Below are 15993 nucleotides of genomic sequence, written 5' to 3'. Positions count from 1 at the left end.
GACGGCGTACTTTTAGTACGTCGAGGCGACGCAACAACGCAGATGGCGTGCTATCGCTTATCTCTCTTATCTCATGTTTTCGACACCGACAACCCCCTCAATCCCCTGCAACCCTCTTACCAAATCTCCGCCATCGGGCGCAGTTTTGCCAAGCTTCAGAAAGACCTCCAGCACCAGGCGATTCTTTTCCTTATCGCGTTTTACGTTCAGCGATTTTACCTGCACACCGTTAAGTGACAAATAACCGGTAACATCTGTGATGGCACCGGAGCGATTGGTAGTAATTATGCGGACAAACTGGCGGTCACTGCGGTTGTTGGCAGCGAAGCGTTTTTCCCAGGTATGGAAGGTAACTAGAGTTATCATAGTGATAATGGTTGCCACGCTGCTGAGGAAGTACATACCGCTGCCGGCAGCAAGACCGATTGCGGAAACCATCCACAGGCTGGCAGCAGTTGTCAGACCGCGAATAGTTAAACCCTCGTGCAGAATGGTGCCTGCGCCGAGAAAGCCTATGCCGCTGACAACCTGGGCTGCAATACGCGCCGAGTCGCGACGCTGGCCGATATCCTCCTCCAGCTTAGCAGTCTGAGGATAAACATCATCAAAGCCGTAAAGCGAAACAAGCATAAACAGCGCCGAGCCCACGCACACAAGAATATGTGTACGGAAACCGGCAGGACGGTCGCCACTGCCTCTTTCTATACCGACAATACCGCCGAGAATTGCAGCAACAACCAGCCTGATAACCATAACAACCTCTTTGTTATGCAAAAAAGAAGTATTAATTAAATCCATGCCAGTATCACCTCACAGCTTCCGTTCCCTCTGCCTGCGCCGGGCGCAGACACGGGGACTGAGTTATTTTTACAGCTTTTGCAGCATCTCCCTGATAGCAGCGATATAGTCACTATCCAACGGCAGCATGCTTACTTCACCGGTCTTACGAACTTTTACTTCCAGCTCGCCGGTCTGCAGAGTCTTAGGACCTACAACTACGCGCAGCGGATAGCCGATCAAATCTGCGTCCTTGAATTTTACGCCCGGACGCTCCTTGCGGTCGTCGATAACAACCTCAACGCCTGCTTTGTGCAGCTCGTTGTAGATTTCCTCAGCCTTAGCAAAGGATGCTTCGTCTTTTACGTTTACAGGTACAACAAGCACTTCATAAGGAGCAATAGCAACAGGCCAGATCATGCCGTCAGCATCATGGCTCTGTTCAACGCAGGCAGCCATAGTACGGCCAACGCCGATACCGTAGCAGCCCATTACCATCGGCTGTTCCTTGCCGTTTTCATCCAGATAGGTGCATTTCATAGCTGCGCTGTATTTGGTGTGCAGCTTGAATACCTGACCTGCTTCAATGCCGCGAGCCTTAGCAATCGGAGCGCCGCAGTGCGGGCAGGGATCGCCTTCAGCCATCAGACGGATATCGGCAACGTAGGTCGGAGTGAAGTCACGGCCCGGGTTAGCGTTGATGTAGTGGAAGCCTTCATGGTTAGCACCACAGCAAACATTGTGCATATTCATAACGGTTGCATCGCAAACGATAATAACCTTTTCGGGGTCAAGACCTACAGGGCCCATGTAACCACCGACAGTGCCAGCCTTAGCCAGCAGCTCTGCCTCTGCCATTTCCAGCTCAACTGCGCCTACAGTGTTTTGTACTTTGGTTTCGTTAACCTCGTGGTCACCGCGAACAAAGCACAGTACCAGGCCTTTTTCGCATTGGTAAGCAACAGCCTTTACGGATTTTTCAATCGGAGCGTTGAGGAAAGCGCAAACGTCGGCAATAGTCTTGCAGTTCGGAGTTTCAACCTCGCTCAGCTCCTGCATTTCTTCTGCCGGAGCCTCTATCGGATACAGCTCTGCCTTTTCGATATCGGCAGCGTAATCGCATTTGGTGCAGTAGGTAATTTCTGCTTCACCGCTGTCTGCCAGCACCATGAACTCATGGCTGCCGGTACCGCCGATAGCACCGCTGTCTGCTTCTACCGGGCGGAAGTTCAGACCGCAGCGGGTAAAGATTTTGTCATAAGCATCATACATTGCCTTATAGGAAACGTCCAGACCTGCTTCATCACGGTCGAAGGAATAGCCATCCTTCATGATGAAGTCACGGCTGCGCATCAGGCCGAAGCGCGGACGGCGTTCGTCACGGAATTTGTCTTGAATCTGGTACAGGTTCAGCGGCAGCTGACGGTAGGAACGTACATCGTTCTTAACCAGAGTAGTAACCATTTCCTCGTGGGTAGGACCAAGGCAGTATTCATGGCCATGACGGTCCTTCAAGCGTACCATTTCTGCGCCATAAGCGTCCCAACGGCCGCTTTCTTTCCAGATTTCTGCCGGCTGCATAATCGGCATCATGATTTCCTGGCAGCCTGCATGGTCCATCTCTTCGCGGATAATATTTTCGATTTTTTTAATAACACGCCAAGCAAGCGGCAGATAGGTGTACATGCCATTGGTGGATTTACGCATAAAACCGGCACGCAGCAGCAGCTGATGGCTCGGGATTTCAGCCTCGGACGGAACCTCACGCAGAGTGGGTGCATACATTTTAGAAACTTTCATTAACGGGATACCTTCCTCTCAAGTAAAATTTTATCTATTTCAGCAAAAAGCTCGCTTACAAGCTGATTTTCGGGAACCTTACGCAGGATTTCGCCCTTGCGGAATACAAGTCCCTCGCCGATGCCGCCGGCAATGCCGACGTCAGCCTCACGCGCTTCACCGGGTCCGTTGACTACACAGCCCATAACGGCAACCGTAATGGGTTCTTCAATATCTGCCAGACGGCGTTCCACCTCCAGCGCCAGCTTTTCCAGGCTGATGCGGGTGCGACCGCAGGTCGGGCAGCTGATTAAGGTCGGTCCGTGCTCACGCAGACCAAGGGATTTCAGAATGTCATAGGCCACACGCACCTCGTTCACCGGGTCACCGGTCAGCGAAACGCGGATAGTATCGCCGATGCCCTCGGCCAGCAGGGTACCGATGCCCACGGCGGATTTGATAATACCGCTATTGACAGTGCCTGCCTCCGTAATGCCGACATGCAGCGGATAATCACACTGCGCTGCCATCAGACGATAGGCCTCCAGTGTCAGCGGCACATCATGCGCCTTGAGCGAAATCTTAATGTTACGGTAATCCATCGCTTCAAGAATGCGGACGTGGCGCCAAGCCGCCTCCACAAGAGCCTCCGCGGTGGGATGACCGTATTTTTCCAGCAAATCCTTCGGCAGGGAGCCGGCGTTGACACCGATACGGATAGGAATGTTGCGTTCCTTCGCTGCTTCAACAACAGCGCGCACCTTCTCCTCACCGCCGATATTACCGGGGTTTAAGCGCAGGCCGTCAACGCCTGCTTCAATCGCTGCCAAAGCCAGCTTATAATCAAAATGAATATCAGCAATGACAGGAATCGGACTTTCCTTACAAATAGTTTTCAGGCCCTCCGCCGCTGCCATATCAGGCACAGCACAGCGGATAATATCGCAGCCTGCATCTGCCAGACGCTGAATCTGCTCCAAGGTTGCAGCAGAATCGTCTGTATGTGTGTTAGTCATAGACTGAACGGCAATCGGAGCATCGCCGCCCACGGCCACGCTGCCTACATGCAGCTGGCGGGTTTTTCTACGTTCTATCACTTTCGTTCACCTCTTAACGTGTTATATCCTTAAAGGTGGAAAATACTGTCAGCGCTAAAATCAGCGCAATACCAACCATCTGGATGTTAGTCATAGCCTTGCTGCCGAGCGGCTTACCTCGCAGGCCTTCCAACAGCAGCAGTACAAAATGTCCGCCGTCCAGTGCCGGCAGCGGCAGCAGGTTGATAACACCCAGGTTGATGCTCAAAAAAGCAACAAAGGTAATCAACGGCAACAGACCTTTTTCCGCCACCTGACCTGCCATCTGCGCTACACCGATGGGACCGGCCACCTCAGCCGGAGCCTTACCGGAAACAATCTTGTACAGACCGTTCAGCATAGAAACTATAATATTTTTGGTATATACACAGCCTTCTTTAATCGAGCCGAAAAAGCCCAGGCTGACCTTGTTGAACTTGGGGCTGATACCGATTAAGGGACGGCCTGCCTCTCTGTCATACACAGGAGTCATGGTGTAGCTTTTTACAGCTCCCTGGCTTTCAGCTGTCACCGTTACCGGATTCGTACCGCTGGCACGCAGGTTGGTAACAACCTCAGTCCAGGTAGCAACAGGCTTATCATTAATCGTCAAAATGCGGTCACCGCTGTGCAGTCCCGCTCTGCCTGCAGCCATACCGTCTACAACAGTACCCAGGATTGGTTCATTCACCAGCTCCTGTCTGCCCTCTAGCATAAAAATGCCGCTGAACAGGATAATCGGCAACAGGAAATTCATCAGCGCACCTGCCAGAATAACCAGCATTCTGGAGGGAATCGGCTTAGATTTAAAGGTTCCGGGTTCAGGCGGATCATCAGGATCCATACCTGCGATTTTATTATAGCCACCCAACGGAATAGCTCTCAGGCTGTACAATGTATCGCCGTCCTTTTGCTGATACAGCTTAGGACCAAAGCCGATGGCAAATTCATCAACACGCATACCTGTGAGCTTTGCCGTAATAAAATGACCGAATTCGTGTACCGTAACCAGCACACCAAAAACAAAAACAGCGGCTAAAATTGTAAGCATTTTACCTCCTTACGATAGTCGGCTAATCCTGCCGGCCTTCAGTCTGTAATTTAGCAATAACCCCTTGGGCTGCAGCACGTGCCCAGGCATCCGTTGCTTCAATATCCTCCAGCTGCGGGCGCAGAACATTGTTATGCTGCGCTGTAACCGTAGCAGTGATATAAGGGATATCAAGATATTTGATTTTGCCTGCCAAAAAGGCATAAACAGCCTCCTCATTAGCAGCATTGAAGGCACATGGCAGAGTGCCGCCGGCCTTACCGCAGTCAATAGCAATCTTCAAGGAAGGAAATGCTTCTAAATCAGGTGCTTCAAAGGTAAGATTACCCGCAGCAACAAGATCAAGCTGTTCAAAGCTGTAGTTGTAGCGCTCCGGCCAGCTCAAGGCGAACTGAATCGGCAGACGCATATCAGGCACACCCAGCTGGGCAATCACACTGCCGTCGCAGAATTCTACCAAGCTGTGTACAATGCTCTGCGGATGTACGACAACCGCAATTTTATCATAGGGCATATCAAACAGCCAATGTGCCTCCATAACCTCCAGACCCTTGTTGGCCAGTGTAGAGGAATCAAGCGTCACCTTCTGCCCCATACTCCAGTTTGGATGATTGAGGCATTGCGCCAGGGTAACATTTTCCAGCTCACTGCGTTTTTTACCGCGGAAGGGACCGCCGCTCGCCGTAATAATCAGGCGTTTGACTTCCTTTTCCGTACCGCCGCGCAGAGATTGGAAAATAGCACTGTGCTCACTGTCCACAGGAGTCAGGCTTACGCCGTGCTTACGCACGGCTTCCATAACAATGCTGCCGGCAGCAACAAGTGTTTCCTTATTTGCCAGCGCAATATTCTTTCCGCAGGCTATAGCAGCCAACGTCGGGCGCAGGCCGGCATAGCCTACCATAGAACCGAGAACGGTATCTGCTCCCTCGTAGGTAGCAGCAACCAGAAGGCCTTCCTCCCCGGCTAAGATTTCTGTCTTACCGTGATAGCGATCAGCCAAGCGTTTAGCAGCGTCCTTATCCGTCAAAACGGCAATATCAGGCTCAAACTGCTTAATCTGCTGCTCTAAAAGCTCATCGCTTTTATGCGCAGCCAAGGCACGTACCTTCAGCTTTTCAGGATTGGCAGCAGCAACCTCCAAGGTCTGACGACCGATAGAGCCTGTACTGCCCAAAATAGAAATATTCTTCATTTGTTATCCTCTATTCTTGAAACATAGATAAAGCGCTGATAATCATCAGCAGATAATACACAACCGGTGCTGTAAACAGCAGGCTGTCGAAACGGTCCAGCACACCGCCGTGACCGGGGAAAATCTTACCGGAATCCTTGATGTCAAAGCTGCGTTTGACAATGGATTCAATCAAATCGCCAACCGGAGCAAAAATTGCCACCGCCAGCGCCACTGCCACAGCATGCCACAAAGCAATGCCTAAGCAGATAATGCACAAAAACAGTACGGTCACAAAGCAGCCGACAAAGCCGCAGACAGCGCCCTCAAAGGATTTCTTCGGGCTGACGCTGCAGAACGGCGTCTTGCCGAAGGCACGGCCGAAGAAATAAGCAAAGGTATCGCTGGCCCAGGTGCCCAAAAGCACAATCCACAGGCAGATTTCGCCGTATTCAAATACACGGAAGCCCAAGTCGATATGCGGACCACCATCAAAGGAGCGCAACAAAATAATGTGCGCAAACAAAAGACCGCAGTACAGCATGCCCCATGCAGTAAGCGCACTGTTCTCTGCCCAATGCTGCTCACCTCGGTTGCAATGCAGCCACAGGCCCTCAATCGTACTGAAAATGAAGAACAGCGCTGTCAGCATCACAATAAATGCCAGCGTATAAACGCCCTCCAGCTCAAAATAATAGCCTGCACCGGCAACCAGCACCATCAGCACGGCACCCACGCCACCGGTCAGCGTATAGGCATGATAGCCCTTGTTCTCCACCATCTTGTGGAATTCGTACCAGGCTACAGCAGCCAAAACAGCAACAGCCGCATTAAAAAGCATACCACCCTTGGTGATAATGCCGACTGCTGCCACAATACCGATTACACCGGTAATAATACGTGTTAACATAGTTAAAATACATCCTTCTTTGAGTTATTAGATTTATTTGATCCCTGACGACGTATATGGCGTCTTTCCTATTTCCTCCAGGCAGCCAGGAAGATGCCAGAGACGAGGAAGGGCGACGACGCCGTACATACTCGTACTGCTAGGAGACCTGACGAAGTATATGGCGTCTTACTGGCTGACTAAGCCGCCGAAACGGCGCTCGCGCCCCTGATAAGCCAAAATCGCCTCCACCAGATGATCCGGCGTAAACTCCGGCCAGTACACCTTAGTCGTCCAGATTTCCGCATAAGCAATCTGCCAGAGCAAAAAGTTGCTGATACGCAAATCACCGCCCGGACGGATAAGCAGATCCGGCGCAGGCAGGCCCTTGGTATACAAATGGTTTTCGATCACATTATTATCTATATCGTCTACGGCCAGAGTACCGTTGGCAGCTTCTGCTGCAATGGTACGCACAGCATGTAGGATTTCTGCCTGTCCGCCGTAGTTTATAGCCAAATTCAAAATAATACCGGTGTTGTTTTTCGTTGCCTCGATTGCGTGGTCCATCTTCTGCTGTACAATCTCAGGCAGACCTTTACGCGAGCCGATAAAACGCACCTGTACGTTATTTTCGTTAAATTCATCAATTTCGTTGGTCAGATAACGGCTCAAAAGCTCCATGATAAAGTTTACTTCCGTCACCGGACGCTTCCAGTTTTCGGTTGAAAATGCATAAGCACTGATAACCTTAACTCCCAGCTTATCAGCTGCTCTGACAATAGTTTTCAGTGTTTCTGCTCCGGCCTGATGGCCAAAGGTACGCACCTTGCCCTGAGCCTTAGCCCAGCGACCGTTGCCGTCCATAATAATTGCAATATGCTGAGGAATATTCTGCATATCCAAGTCCTCAGTATGCATTACGATATTATTCTTAGTCTTATTTTTTGTTTGAAACAAGCCTCTAAACACAAGCATCAAGCCCTTCGCTAAAATTTGTAACTTGCTTTTAGTTTTCCTTACTTTTTTCCCTGATTAAAGAAGAGGCGAGCCTCCCCCTTGCGGGAGGCCGCCTTCCTGATTTTGCATTGCAGTCTTGAATTACTCAATAGCGCCAACCGGGCAGCTAGCAGCGCAAGCGCCGCATTCTACGCAGTCTTCACCGATTTCATATTTACCGTCAACTTCAGTAATAGCGCCAACGGGGCAGGTAGCAGCACAAGTACCGCAGCCTACGCATGCTTCTTTATCAATTTTCAGAGCCATTCTTCGCACCTCCTTCCTTATCTATACACAATGGTAAGAGCTAATCTATTAGCAGACAACTGCTGTTGTCTTACTACATATCTGCGCACCTCGCGCCCTTCAAAGTCTGCCTCGCTTGCACGCGGCGGCAGCAGAGGCTGCACCTCATAGGTGCAGCCTACGGCCTCCAGGCGACGGACAGCCTCCTCGAGAGGCAGTGCCAAAACCTGTGGAATTTCCATTATACTTCCATTACTTCTTTTTCTTTGTTAGCAGCTGCAGTGTCGATTTCCTTCATAACCTTATCTGTCAGCTTCTGTACCTTTTCAGTACCCTTCTTAGCCTCGTCCTCGGTAATTTCCTTAGCCTTTTCGGTCTTTTTGATAGCATCGTTGGCATCACGGCGCAGGTTACGGACTACAACACGGTATTCCTCAGCTTTTTTATGTACAACCTTAACCAGATCCTTACGGCGTTCTTCGGTCAGCTGCGGCAGGTTCAGACGAATGCAGATGCCGTCGCTGTTCGGGTTCAGGCCGAGGTCGGATTTCATAATTGCTTTTTCGATGTCCTTCAGGATGTTTTTCTCCCAGGGTTGAATAACAATCATACGCGGTTCCGGTACGGTTACGCTTGCAACCTGAGTTACAGGTGTCGGGGAACCATAATAATCAACCATAACCTTCTCCAGCAGAGAGGGAGTTGCACGGCCAGCACGCAGGCTTGCCAGATCTACACGCAGAGCAGCAACGGATTTTTCCATCTTGCTCTCGATACCGCTGATAATTTCATTAACTGTTGCCATTATTCCTTACCTCCTACCAGGGTACCAATTTTTTCGCCTGCAGCAGCACGCTGAATGTTACCCGGTTCATCAATATTAAATACTACAATAGGAATGTTGTTATCCATGCACAGGCTGATTGCAGTGGAATCCATTACGCTGAGATGACGTTTGATAACCTCGATGTAAGGCAGCTCATCAAATTTCTTCGCATCCGGATTAACTGCCGGGTCGCTGTCATAAACACCATCTACGCCTTTTTTAGCCATCAGGATAGCGTCTGCTTCGATTTCCGCAGCACGCAGAGCAGCGGTGGTATCGGTTGAGAAATAGGGGTTACCGGTACCAGCGGCAAAAATTACGACTCTTGCTTTTTCCATATGGCGGATAGCACGGCGACGAATGTAGGGTTCTGCAATCTGACGCATTTCAATAGCGGTCTGCACACGGGTCGGAACCTCTAAGTTTTCCAATGCATCCTGCAACGCCAAAGAGTTGATAACGGTTGCCAGCATTCCCATGTAGTCAGCAGTAGCACGGTCCATGCCTTTATTGCTGCCACTGAGTCCGCGCCAGAAGTTACCGCCGCCATTAACGATAGCAACCTCTACCCCTGTCTCAACTACAGCCTTGATTTGCTTAGCCAAGGCATATACTACTGTCGGATCAATGCCAAAGCCTTTTTCACCGGCCAGGGCTTCACCACTAAGCTTTAAAACTACACGTTTGAATTTCTTAAGTTCTGTCACGATAGCGACCTCCCATTTTTTACTTATTCCTATACTCTATTCAATAATTATACCAAAAATACCTGCTTTATTCTACCAAAAATTTTATGAAGAATTAGCGAAAGGAATTCCCCGGCTAATCTGACCATAGATAATTTTTCTGTTCTGGCAATATTATTATAACCAAACAGCGATATAATAGTTTTTATCATCTTATAAAGAGGGGAATGTTTATATGGAACATATAGAACGTAACGCACAAAAAAGTAACGCCACCCTGGCAATCTGCATCACCGCACTGTTTATGGCGCTCAATATTATGATGAGCTCCTTCGGTCTGCCGGTACCGGGCGGCCATTTATATCTCAATGATGTTATCATCTGCACGGCAGCAATTCTGCTGGACGACCCCAAGGCTGCCTTCATCGTCGGCGGCGTTGGTGCCTTCTTGGGCGATTTATTCTTCTACCCGACACCGATGTTCGTTTCTCTGGTTACTCACGGCATTCAGGCTGTTGTCATCTGCCTCTTGGCACACCGCGGCGGCAAAGTAAGCTTCAAGGGCGCTGCTCTCGGCGTAATTTTGGGCGCTGTTATCATGGTTGTGGGCTATTCTCTGGGACGTGCCTTTATTTACAGCACACCGCACTACGCTTACATCAAGCTACCCTACCAGATTCTGCAGGCAGCAGTCGGCGCTGTCGGCGGCCTGGTGCTTTGCTTCAAGGCCGGTCTGCTGGAGCGCTTCGACAAAATGTTCCGCAAATAATTTTTACCGCTAACACAAAAGCTGTTGTACGCAAGCAAACGTACAACAGCTTTTTTATTTGTGTCTGCGCGCTGCCCCGGCTTGGGCAGCAGACTACAGACCGCATTATTTTGTTGTGAAAATTACAGTGCATCCTTAAACACGCTGCCGCCGATAAATTCACGCAGGATAGAGTTATTAGGAATAACCTCATCCTCCAACGGCTTAACGTAGCTTAAAATGTTCAGCAGACGGCGCGCAGTAGTGTAGGCCATGCCTGCGGACTGCGGCACAGCACGCAGCAGCGGCTCCGCATATTTTTTCAGCACAGCTAATTCGTAAATCAATGTGGTATTGAAAATAATATCGGCACTGCTCTGGTACGGGAAGATGTATTTTTCTTCACCCTCACGCACGTCGGACCAGGTTTTCAGCGTAGTTTCCGCATCATGCGAACGGAACTGGCTGTCGCGCACCATACGGCGCAGCAGACGCATATCGGTAGTGCGGATACGGTTGTACTCATCAAAGGACATCGGCGTCAGCGCACTGACGTAAATTTTGATTTTGTTTTCCGCCGGCACAGACGGTGTCAGCTTTTCGTTTAGGCCATGAATGCCTTCAATAACCAAAACGGAATTTTCCTGCAGCTGCAGCTCATTACCGCGATATTCACGGCAACCGGTGCGGAAATTGTACTTGGGCATCTTAACCTTTTCACCTGCCAGCAAGCGATGCAGATGCTCGTTGAACAGCTCCAGGTCAATAGCCTCCAAACATTCAAAGTCATAGCTGCCATCAGCCTTACGTGGTGAATCTACACGATTTTTATAATAATCGTCCATAGATATAGCAATCGGACGCAAGCCGTTAACCGCCATCTGAATGCTCAGGCGCTGTGCCGTAGAGGTCTTACCGGAAGAGGACGGACCTGCGATCAGCACCAGCTTCAGCTCATGGTGATTTGCCAGGATATCGGCAATATTAGCCAGCTTCTTTTCATGCAGCGCTTCCGCTACCTGAATAATCTTTTCGGCATAGCCTAAATCAATAATTTTATTGAGCTTGCCGACAGTATTGCAATGAATCATGGCAGACCATTCTTCTGCCTCCTGATAAGTATCATTAAGGCGCGCCTGGTCTACAAAAGGCGGCAACACTGTCCAGTTGCCGTCATCAGGGTAATTGATAATTACACCATCAGCATACGGCAGCAGCTCAAAGTAAGGCACATAGCCGGCATCCGGGCACATGGGGCCGAAGAGATAACCGGGTACACCCTCCAGAATGTTAATCGTCAGCACAGTGTCATCAGGTACCTGGGCCAACAGCGCCAGATTGTCATCACTGCAGTTAGCGCAGGCCATATCAATAGCCTCCGATTTTGCCAGACGCAGCAGCTTAATAGGCTCCCTGCGTTCCACCATTTTGTGCATATAATCTTCGATGCTGCGGATATCCTCAGCGGTGAGCTTGCGCTCGCTGTTATCCTTACAGTAGAGCGCACTTCCCAGAGAATTGCGCACCTCCAGATGTACATCGGGATAAAGCTTTTTGGTTGCTGCAATCAGCATGAACAGCAGCGTGCGCACATAAACACGCATGCCTGTAGAATTGTTGACCTCGACAAAATCAACTGTGCCGTCAGCAGTCAACGGACGCTGCAGGTCACATTCCTCACCGTTATAGAGTCCCATAACGATGGGAGAAGCATATTTTGCACTAAAGCGTTTAGCTAGGGGCAGCAGTGTGCTGCCCTCCTCTACTTCGATAAATTGTCCATTGGACAACTGCAGCTTAAGCATTTTATTCGCCAACGGCTTGCATTGCAGCGTTGACCTTAGCAGCCATACCCTTGATTTTCTTCAGCGGTACAGCGCAAACAGCGATACGTACGCCTGCAGCCAGAGGAACTGCAAAAATATTGTCCTCGTGCAGCTTTTCGCAGATTGCATCCGGTTTTTTAGCGGGGATAGACAGGAAGAAGCCTGCTACATACGGCAGCATCGGCAGACCGCATTCTTCCGCTTCCTTGGTGAACAGGTCGGCACGTGCCTTAATCATCTGATAATAGTAATCACGCTCAGCGCAAACCTTGGCCAGCAGCTCAGGATCGCTGTAAATGGTTGCCAGAGTGCGCATTGCCGGACGGTTGATGTTGGACCAGGTTGCACGGCTGGTGTATTGGTTGATAGCAGCAAACTCGTCAATAACGCTCTTATCGGAGGAAACGCCGATCATTGCGCCGGTACGCTGACCGTACATGGTGAAGCCTTTGGACATGCTGTAGCCTACAATACAGAGAATGTTGGCAGGCAAGCCGGAAAGCTTTTTAAAGATTTTGCGTACTTCTTCTTTTTCGCCGGCATAATCAATGTATGCAACATCCAGGAAGAAAACGATGTTTTTGCCCGGTACGGCAGCTTCCTTCAGAATTGCCAGCACGCCGTCCATATCCTCGCCGCTCAGGCTGTAGCCGGTAGGATTGTGCGCCGGAGTGTTCAGCAAATACAGCAGGTTATCCTGCTTAGCGAGCAGCTCGTCAACCTTTTCCTTCAAAGCAGGCAGGTTGAATTTGTTGTTTTCGTCCAGCATTTTATAGGTGGTGAAATTGCGGCCCATATCCTGGCACAGCACCTTATAAGCGCCCCAGTACCAGTCGGAGCAGAGCACGGTATCACCGGTTTCGGTGTAGTTCCAGATAGCATGGTGGATAGCACCGGTACCGCCTGCGGTTGCTACTGCAGCAATGTAGCCTTCCGGACGTGAGTTGCCAAAGGCAGCAGTCAGAACGCAGTCCAGATATTCAGGCAGACCGCTGATAGGTGCGTAAGCAATCATTTCGTTGGTGGAAAGACCGCGGAAAACCTCCTCTACGGTCGGCAGGCAGACGAGCTTTTCATCCTCGTCCAAAATAGCGCCGATAGTAGCGTTGGTAACGGCATCCTTGCCGTATTTGGCAGCTGCTGCCACAGCAGCAGCGTTAGCTCCGAAAATTTTATCTTGGGCAGATTTGCCCTTAGCGTGTTTTGCAGCAATACTCATAGTCATAGTTAACTACTCCTTTCAAAATTACAAATCAATTACCGTAGCGCCACTGCCACCGGCCTCCAGCGCTGCCGTTTCCAGCTTCTTGACAAAGCGGTTGGTCGACAGATACGCTGTCAGTCCGGCGCGCAAGGCACCGGTTCCCTTGCCATGGATGAGTCGCAGCTGGCCGATACCGGCAATCAGTGCATCATCAATAGCTTTATCTACAACGGGAATTGCTTCATCCAGCGTCATCCCGCGCAAATCAATTTCCTGTTTGGCACTGCCCGATTTGGCAATGAACATCTGGTGTGCGTAATTGGCAGCAGCATTCTTGCTGAAGCCCTTGCGCTTTTTAGGCGCAGCATCGGTATGCGCAGGCTGTGCCTTGGTAAGCAGGCATTTTTTTGCCGGCACAGTCATTTTCAGGATGCCAACCTGCACTGTTACATCGTTGCCGTTGACATCGGTAATAATACCGTTCTTTCCTAAGGAAACAACAAAGACATTCAGGCCCTTCTTGGCCGTCTTGGCAGATAACGGTGCGCCCTCCGGCAGCGGTGCGTCCTCGCTCAATGTCTTGTTGAGCTTCTTGCGCGCTTCCTCTGCCGCCTGCTCCAGGCGCTTCGTATCGAAGTCAGCCTTCATGGAGCGCAGCTCCTTCAGCACTGCTTCGGATTCACGACGGCTGCGGCGATAAATCTCGTCCGCCTGCTCACGCGCCTTGCGCAGCATTTCATTCTTGCGGCGCTCAAACTCGCTCTTGGAGTAAGCCAGCGCGTTACGCAGCTGCTCGCTTTCACGGCGCAGGTCCTCAATCTCCTTGCTGCCGCTTTCATAACGGCGGCGTTCGCTGTCCAGCTCCTGCAGTACATTTTCCATATGCACATGCTCCTGATTCAGCAGCTCGCCGGCATTTTGGATAATATCCTCAGCCAAACCCAAGCGGCGGCTGATGTTGAAGGCATTACTGCTTCCCGGCACACCCATCAGCAAACGATAGGTAGGACGCAGCGACACGGGGTCAAATTCCACGCTGGCATTTTCCATACCCTCGTGACCGTAGGCAAAGGTTTTCAGCTCGCTGTAGTGGGTTGTCACCATCGTCAGCACGCCCTGCTCATGCAGGTGCTCCAGCATCGCCATAGCCAGCGCCGCGCCCTCGTTCGGATCGGTGCCAGCGCAGATTTCGTCAATCAGCACCAAATCTCCTGCTTTGACCTCGTTTAAAATACTGATTAAATTCGTCATATGAGCAGAGAAGGTTGACAGGCTCTGCTCAATGCTCTGCTCATCGCCGATATCCGCATAAACTGCACGGAACACCGGCAGCTTGGCACTGCTTGCGGGGATAAACAGACCGATTTGCGCCATCAGCGCAAAGAGGCCTACAGCCTTCAGCGCTACCGTCTTACCGCCGGTATTAGGGCCGGTAATCAGCAGCATGGTAAATTTATCACCCAGCTGTACGTCCAAAGGCACCACCGTATCCTTCGGCAGCAACGGGTGACGTCCCTGCGCAATTTCTACACCGCCGCTCAGCACCAGCATCGGGCGTACCGCATGCTGCTCCTGCGCCAGTAAAGCTCTGGCGCAGATAACGTCCAGCGTAGTAAAAATTTCCAGCGAAGCCAGCAGCGCCTTCGCCTCCGCGCCCACGTTCTGCGTGAGCTGACGCAGAATACGCTCGATTTCTTCGTGTTCCTCTGCTACATAACGCTTGATATCATTGTTCAGATTGACAACAGCCAACGGCTCAATAAACAGCGTTGCACCCGTACCGCTCTGGTCATGCACAATGCCGGGGAAATTCATTTTATATTCCTGCTTTACAGGAATAACGTAACGGTCACCGCGCATCGTCACAATGTTATCCATGAAGTACTTCTGGTTATTGGGGTCATGCAGAATGCTGTCGAGCTTTTCCTTCACGCGGTTTTTGGCAATCTGAATCGCAGTACGCAGACCGCCGAGCTTCGGCGAAGCGTTATCCTTGATTTCGCCATGCTCATCAATCGCACTGCCAATCTGCTTTTCCAGACGGCCGAACTGTGTAAGCTCCGCACCGTATTCAGCCAGATTAGGCGCAGTTTCCGCATTTTCCGCAGTGAAATCCTTCATCGAAGCAAAGGCCTGCACCGTTGTCTGGATATGCTGCAGCTCCTCCGGCTCCAGAACGCTGCCAAGCTCCGCGCGCTTCACGTCAGCAGTAATATTGAACGCACCGCCGAAGGGGAAACGTCTGCCTTCATCCAGAATGCGCAGCGCTTCCGCAGTTTCCTCCTGCAGGCGCTTAACCTTACTGAATTCACTTTCGATCTGCAGGGAAATTATTGCCTGCTTGCCTAAAAAGGTTGCGGCCTTGGAGGCCAGCATATTTTTTACTTTATCAAATTCTAATGTTTTTACAGCAAAGCGTGCCATAGTTTTTTGCACCTCTAAATCTAAATCATAATATATTATTATAGCACAAAAGAGCCACTCTGCTCAATATCATGCAGTTTTATACAAGCCTGTGTCACTATCTTTGTCACAATATAACAGGAATCAGAAAGTGACAAATAGTTAACTGTTTATCTATTCTTCTAACCGCACACAAAATCTATCTTTATGTATCAGCTAAATTCTACCTGGTTGAACTAAGTAGTGTCATAAAGTTTGTTTGAAGCTATTTTTTTGTTTTCTCGTACCAGGGTTTAGTAAACCATAAAG

15 protein-coding genes are annotated in these 15993 nt (G+C 50.3%); 1 reads left to right on the top strand and 14 read right to left on the bottom strand.

Annotated features, from left to right (window positions below):
* Positions 1-66 precede the first annotated feature (66 nt).
* From Q0612_RS04400 to pyrH, 11 genes are all read right to left on the bottom strand, one after another.
* Entirely contained in the window at positions 67-798 is a 732-nt protein-coding gene (locus Q0612_RS04400) for an MgtC/SapB family protein (RefSeq protein ID WP_210684617.1), read from the bottom strand.
* A 69-nt stretch (positions 799-867) separates the two neighbouring features.
* Complete coding sequence (locus tag Q0612_RS04395) at positions 868-2577, bottom strand: proline--tRNA ligase (protein WP_298881211.1); 1710 nt, start codon at positions 2575-2577, stop codon at positions 868-870.
* Complete coding sequence (gene ispG, locus Q0612_RS04390) at positions 2577-3650, bottom strand: flavodoxin-dependent (E)-4-hydroxy-3-methylbut-2-enyl-diphosphate synthase (protein ID WP_298881217.1); 1074 nt, start codon at positions 3648-3650, stop codon at positions 2577-2579. The genes Q0612_RS04395 and ispG overlap by 1 nt, the downstream gene beginning before the upstream one ends.
* Positions 3651-3666: 16 nt before the next feature.
* A complete protein-coding gene (gene rseP, locus Q0612_RS04385) occupies positions 3667-4683 on the bottom strand; it encodes an RIP metalloprotease RseP (protein WP_298881209.1) in 1017 nt (338 codons plus the stop codon).
* Between the two features lie 22 nt (positions 4684-4705).
* Positions 4706-5878, bottom strand: coding sequence for a 1-deoxy-D-xylulose-5-phosphate reductoisomerase (locus Q0612_RS04380; RefSeq protein WP_298881206.1), 1173 nt, complete (start codon positions 5876-5878; stop codon positions 4706-4708).
* A 10-nt stretch (positions 5879-5888) separates the two neighbouring features.
* Positions 5889-6767 carry a phosphatidate cytidylyltransferase gene (locus Q0612_RS04375; protein ID WP_298881204.1) on the bottom strand — a complete coding sequence of 293 codons (879 nt, stop codon included), beginning with the start codon at positions 6765-6767 and terminating at the stop codon, positions 5889-5891.
* A 168-nt stretch (positions 6768-6935) separates the two neighbouring features.
* A complete protein-coding gene (locus Q0612_RS04370) occupies positions 6936-7724 on the bottom strand; it encodes an isoprenyl transferase (RefSeq protein ID WP_298881201.1) in 789 nt (262 codons plus the stop codon).
* Between the two features lie 123 nt (positions 7725-7847).
* Positions 7848-8012 (bottom strand): DUF362 domain-containing protein, encoded by a 165-nt coding sequence (locus tag Q0612_RS04365; protein WP_298881199.1) that lies wholly within the window; start codon positions 8010-8012, stop codon positions 7848-7850.
* 17 nt (positions 8013-8029) lie between these two features.
* Entirely contained in the window at positions 8030-8233 is a 204-nt protein-coding gene (locus Q0612_RS04360; protein WP_298881197.1) for a hypothetical protein, read from the bottom strand.
* A complete protein-coding gene (frr, locus tag Q0612_RS04355) occupies positions 8233-8796 on the bottom strand; it encodes a ribosome recycling factor (protein WP_293828695.1) in 564 nt (187 codons plus the stop codon). Before frr ends, Q0612_RS04360 begins: the two co-directional genes overlap by 1 nt.
* A complete protein-coding gene (pyrH, locus tag Q0612_RS04350; protein ID WP_298881194.1) occupies positions 8796-9524 on the bottom strand; it encodes a UMP kinase in 729 nt (242 codons plus the stop codon). Before pyrH ends, frr begins: the two co-directional genes overlap by 1 nt.
* 214 nt (positions 9525-9738) lie before the next feature.
* Between pyrH and Q0612_RS04345 the strand changes: the two genes are divergently transcribed.
* A complete protein-coding gene (locus Q0612_RS04345) occupies positions 9739-10272 on the top strand; it encodes an ECF transporter S component (protein ID WP_293721572.1) in 534 nt (177 codons plus the stop codon).
* A gap of 122 nt (positions 10273-10394) precedes the next feature.
* Here the strand turns inward: Q0612_RS04345 and Q0612_RS04340 are convergent, their stop codons facing one another.
* From Q0612_RS04340 to Q0612_RS04330, 3 genes are read right to left on the bottom strand one after another with little or no spacing between them, the layout of a single operon-like run.
* Positions 10395-12056, bottom strand: coding sequence for a nucleoside kinase (locus Q0612_RS04340; RefSeq protein ID WP_298881190.1), 1662 nt, complete (start codon positions 12054-12056; stop codon positions 10395-10397).
* A 1-nt stretch (position 12057) separates the two neighbouring features.
* Positions 12058-13302 (bottom strand): pyridoxal phosphate-dependent aminotransferase, encoded by a 1245-nt coding sequence (locus Q0612_RS04335; protein ID WP_298881189.1) that lies wholly within the window; start codon positions 13300-13302, stop codon positions 12058-12060.
* A gap of 21 nt (positions 13303-13323) precedes the next feature.
* Complete coding sequence (locus Q0612_RS04330; protein WP_298881188.1) at positions 13324-15705, bottom strand: endonuclease MutS2; 2382 nt, start codon at positions 15703-15705, stop codon at positions 13324-13326.
* Positions 15706-15993: the final 288 nt, after the last annotated feature.

The organism is uncultured Phascolarctobacterium sp., assembly GCF_937920985.1.
GTDB lineage: Bacteria > Bacillota > Negativicutes > Acidaminococcales > Acidaminococcaceae > Phascolarctobacterium_A.
This window is presented reverse-complemented; position numbering and strand designations above follow the sequence as displayed.

Excerpts from the sequence above, each read along its gene's own strand:
- Q0612_RS04330 (WP_298881188.1), bottom strand. The coding sequence starts at position 15,705 with ATGGCACGCTTTGCTGTAAAAACATTAGAATTTGATAAAGTAAAAAAT.
- Q0612_RS04395 (WP_298881211.1), bottom strand. The coding sequence starts at position 2,577 with ATGAAAGTTTCTAAAATGTATGCACCCACTCTGCGTGAGGTTCCGTCC.
- Q0612_RS04375 (WP_298881204.1), bottom strand. The coding sequence starts at position 6,767 with ATGTTAACACGTATTATTACCGGTGTAATCGGTATTGTGGCAGCAGTC.
- Q0612_RS04365 (WP_298881199.1), bottom strand. The coding sequence starts at position 8,012 with ATGGCTCTGAAAATTGATAAAGAAGCATGCGTAGGCTGCGGTACTTGT.
- Q0612_RS04380 (WP_298881206.1), bottom strand. The coding sequence starts at position 5,878 with ATGAAGAATATTTCTATTTTGGGCAGTACAGGCTCTATCGGTCGTCAG.
- rseP (WP_298881209.1), bottom strand. The coding sequence starts at position 4,683 with ATGCTTACAATTTTAGCCGCTGTTTTTGTTTTTGGTGTGCTGGTTACG.
- Q0612_RS04335 (WP_298881189.1), bottom strand. The coding sequence starts at position 13,302 with ATGACTATGAGTATTGCTGCAAAACACGCTAAGGGCAAATCTGCCCAA.
- frr (WP_293828695.1), bottom strand. The coding sequence starts at position 8,796 with ATGGCAACAGTTAATGAAATTATCAGCGGTATCGAGAGCAAGATGGAA.
- Q0612_RS04360 (WP_298881197.1), bottom strand. The coding sequence starts at position 8,233 with ATGGAAATTCCACAGGTTTTGGCACTGCCTCTCGAGGAGGCTGTCCGT.
- Q0612_RS04370 (WP_298881201.1), bottom strand. The coding sequence starts at position 7,724 with ATGCTTGTGTTTAGAGGCTTGTTTCAAACAAAAAATAAGACTAAGAAT.
- Q0612_RS04345 (WP_293721572.1), top strand. The coding sequence starts at position 9,739 with ATGGAACATATAGAACGTAACGCACAAAAAAGTAACGCCACCCTGGCA.
- Q0612_RS04400 (WP_210684617.1), bottom strand. The coding sequence starts at position 798 with ATGGATTTAATTAATACTTCTTTTTTGCATAACAAAGAGGTTGTTATG.
- Q0612_RS04340 (WP_298881190.1), bottom strand. The coding sequence starts at position 12,056 with ATGCTTAAGCTGCAGTTGTCCAATGGACAATTTATCGAAGTAGAGGAG.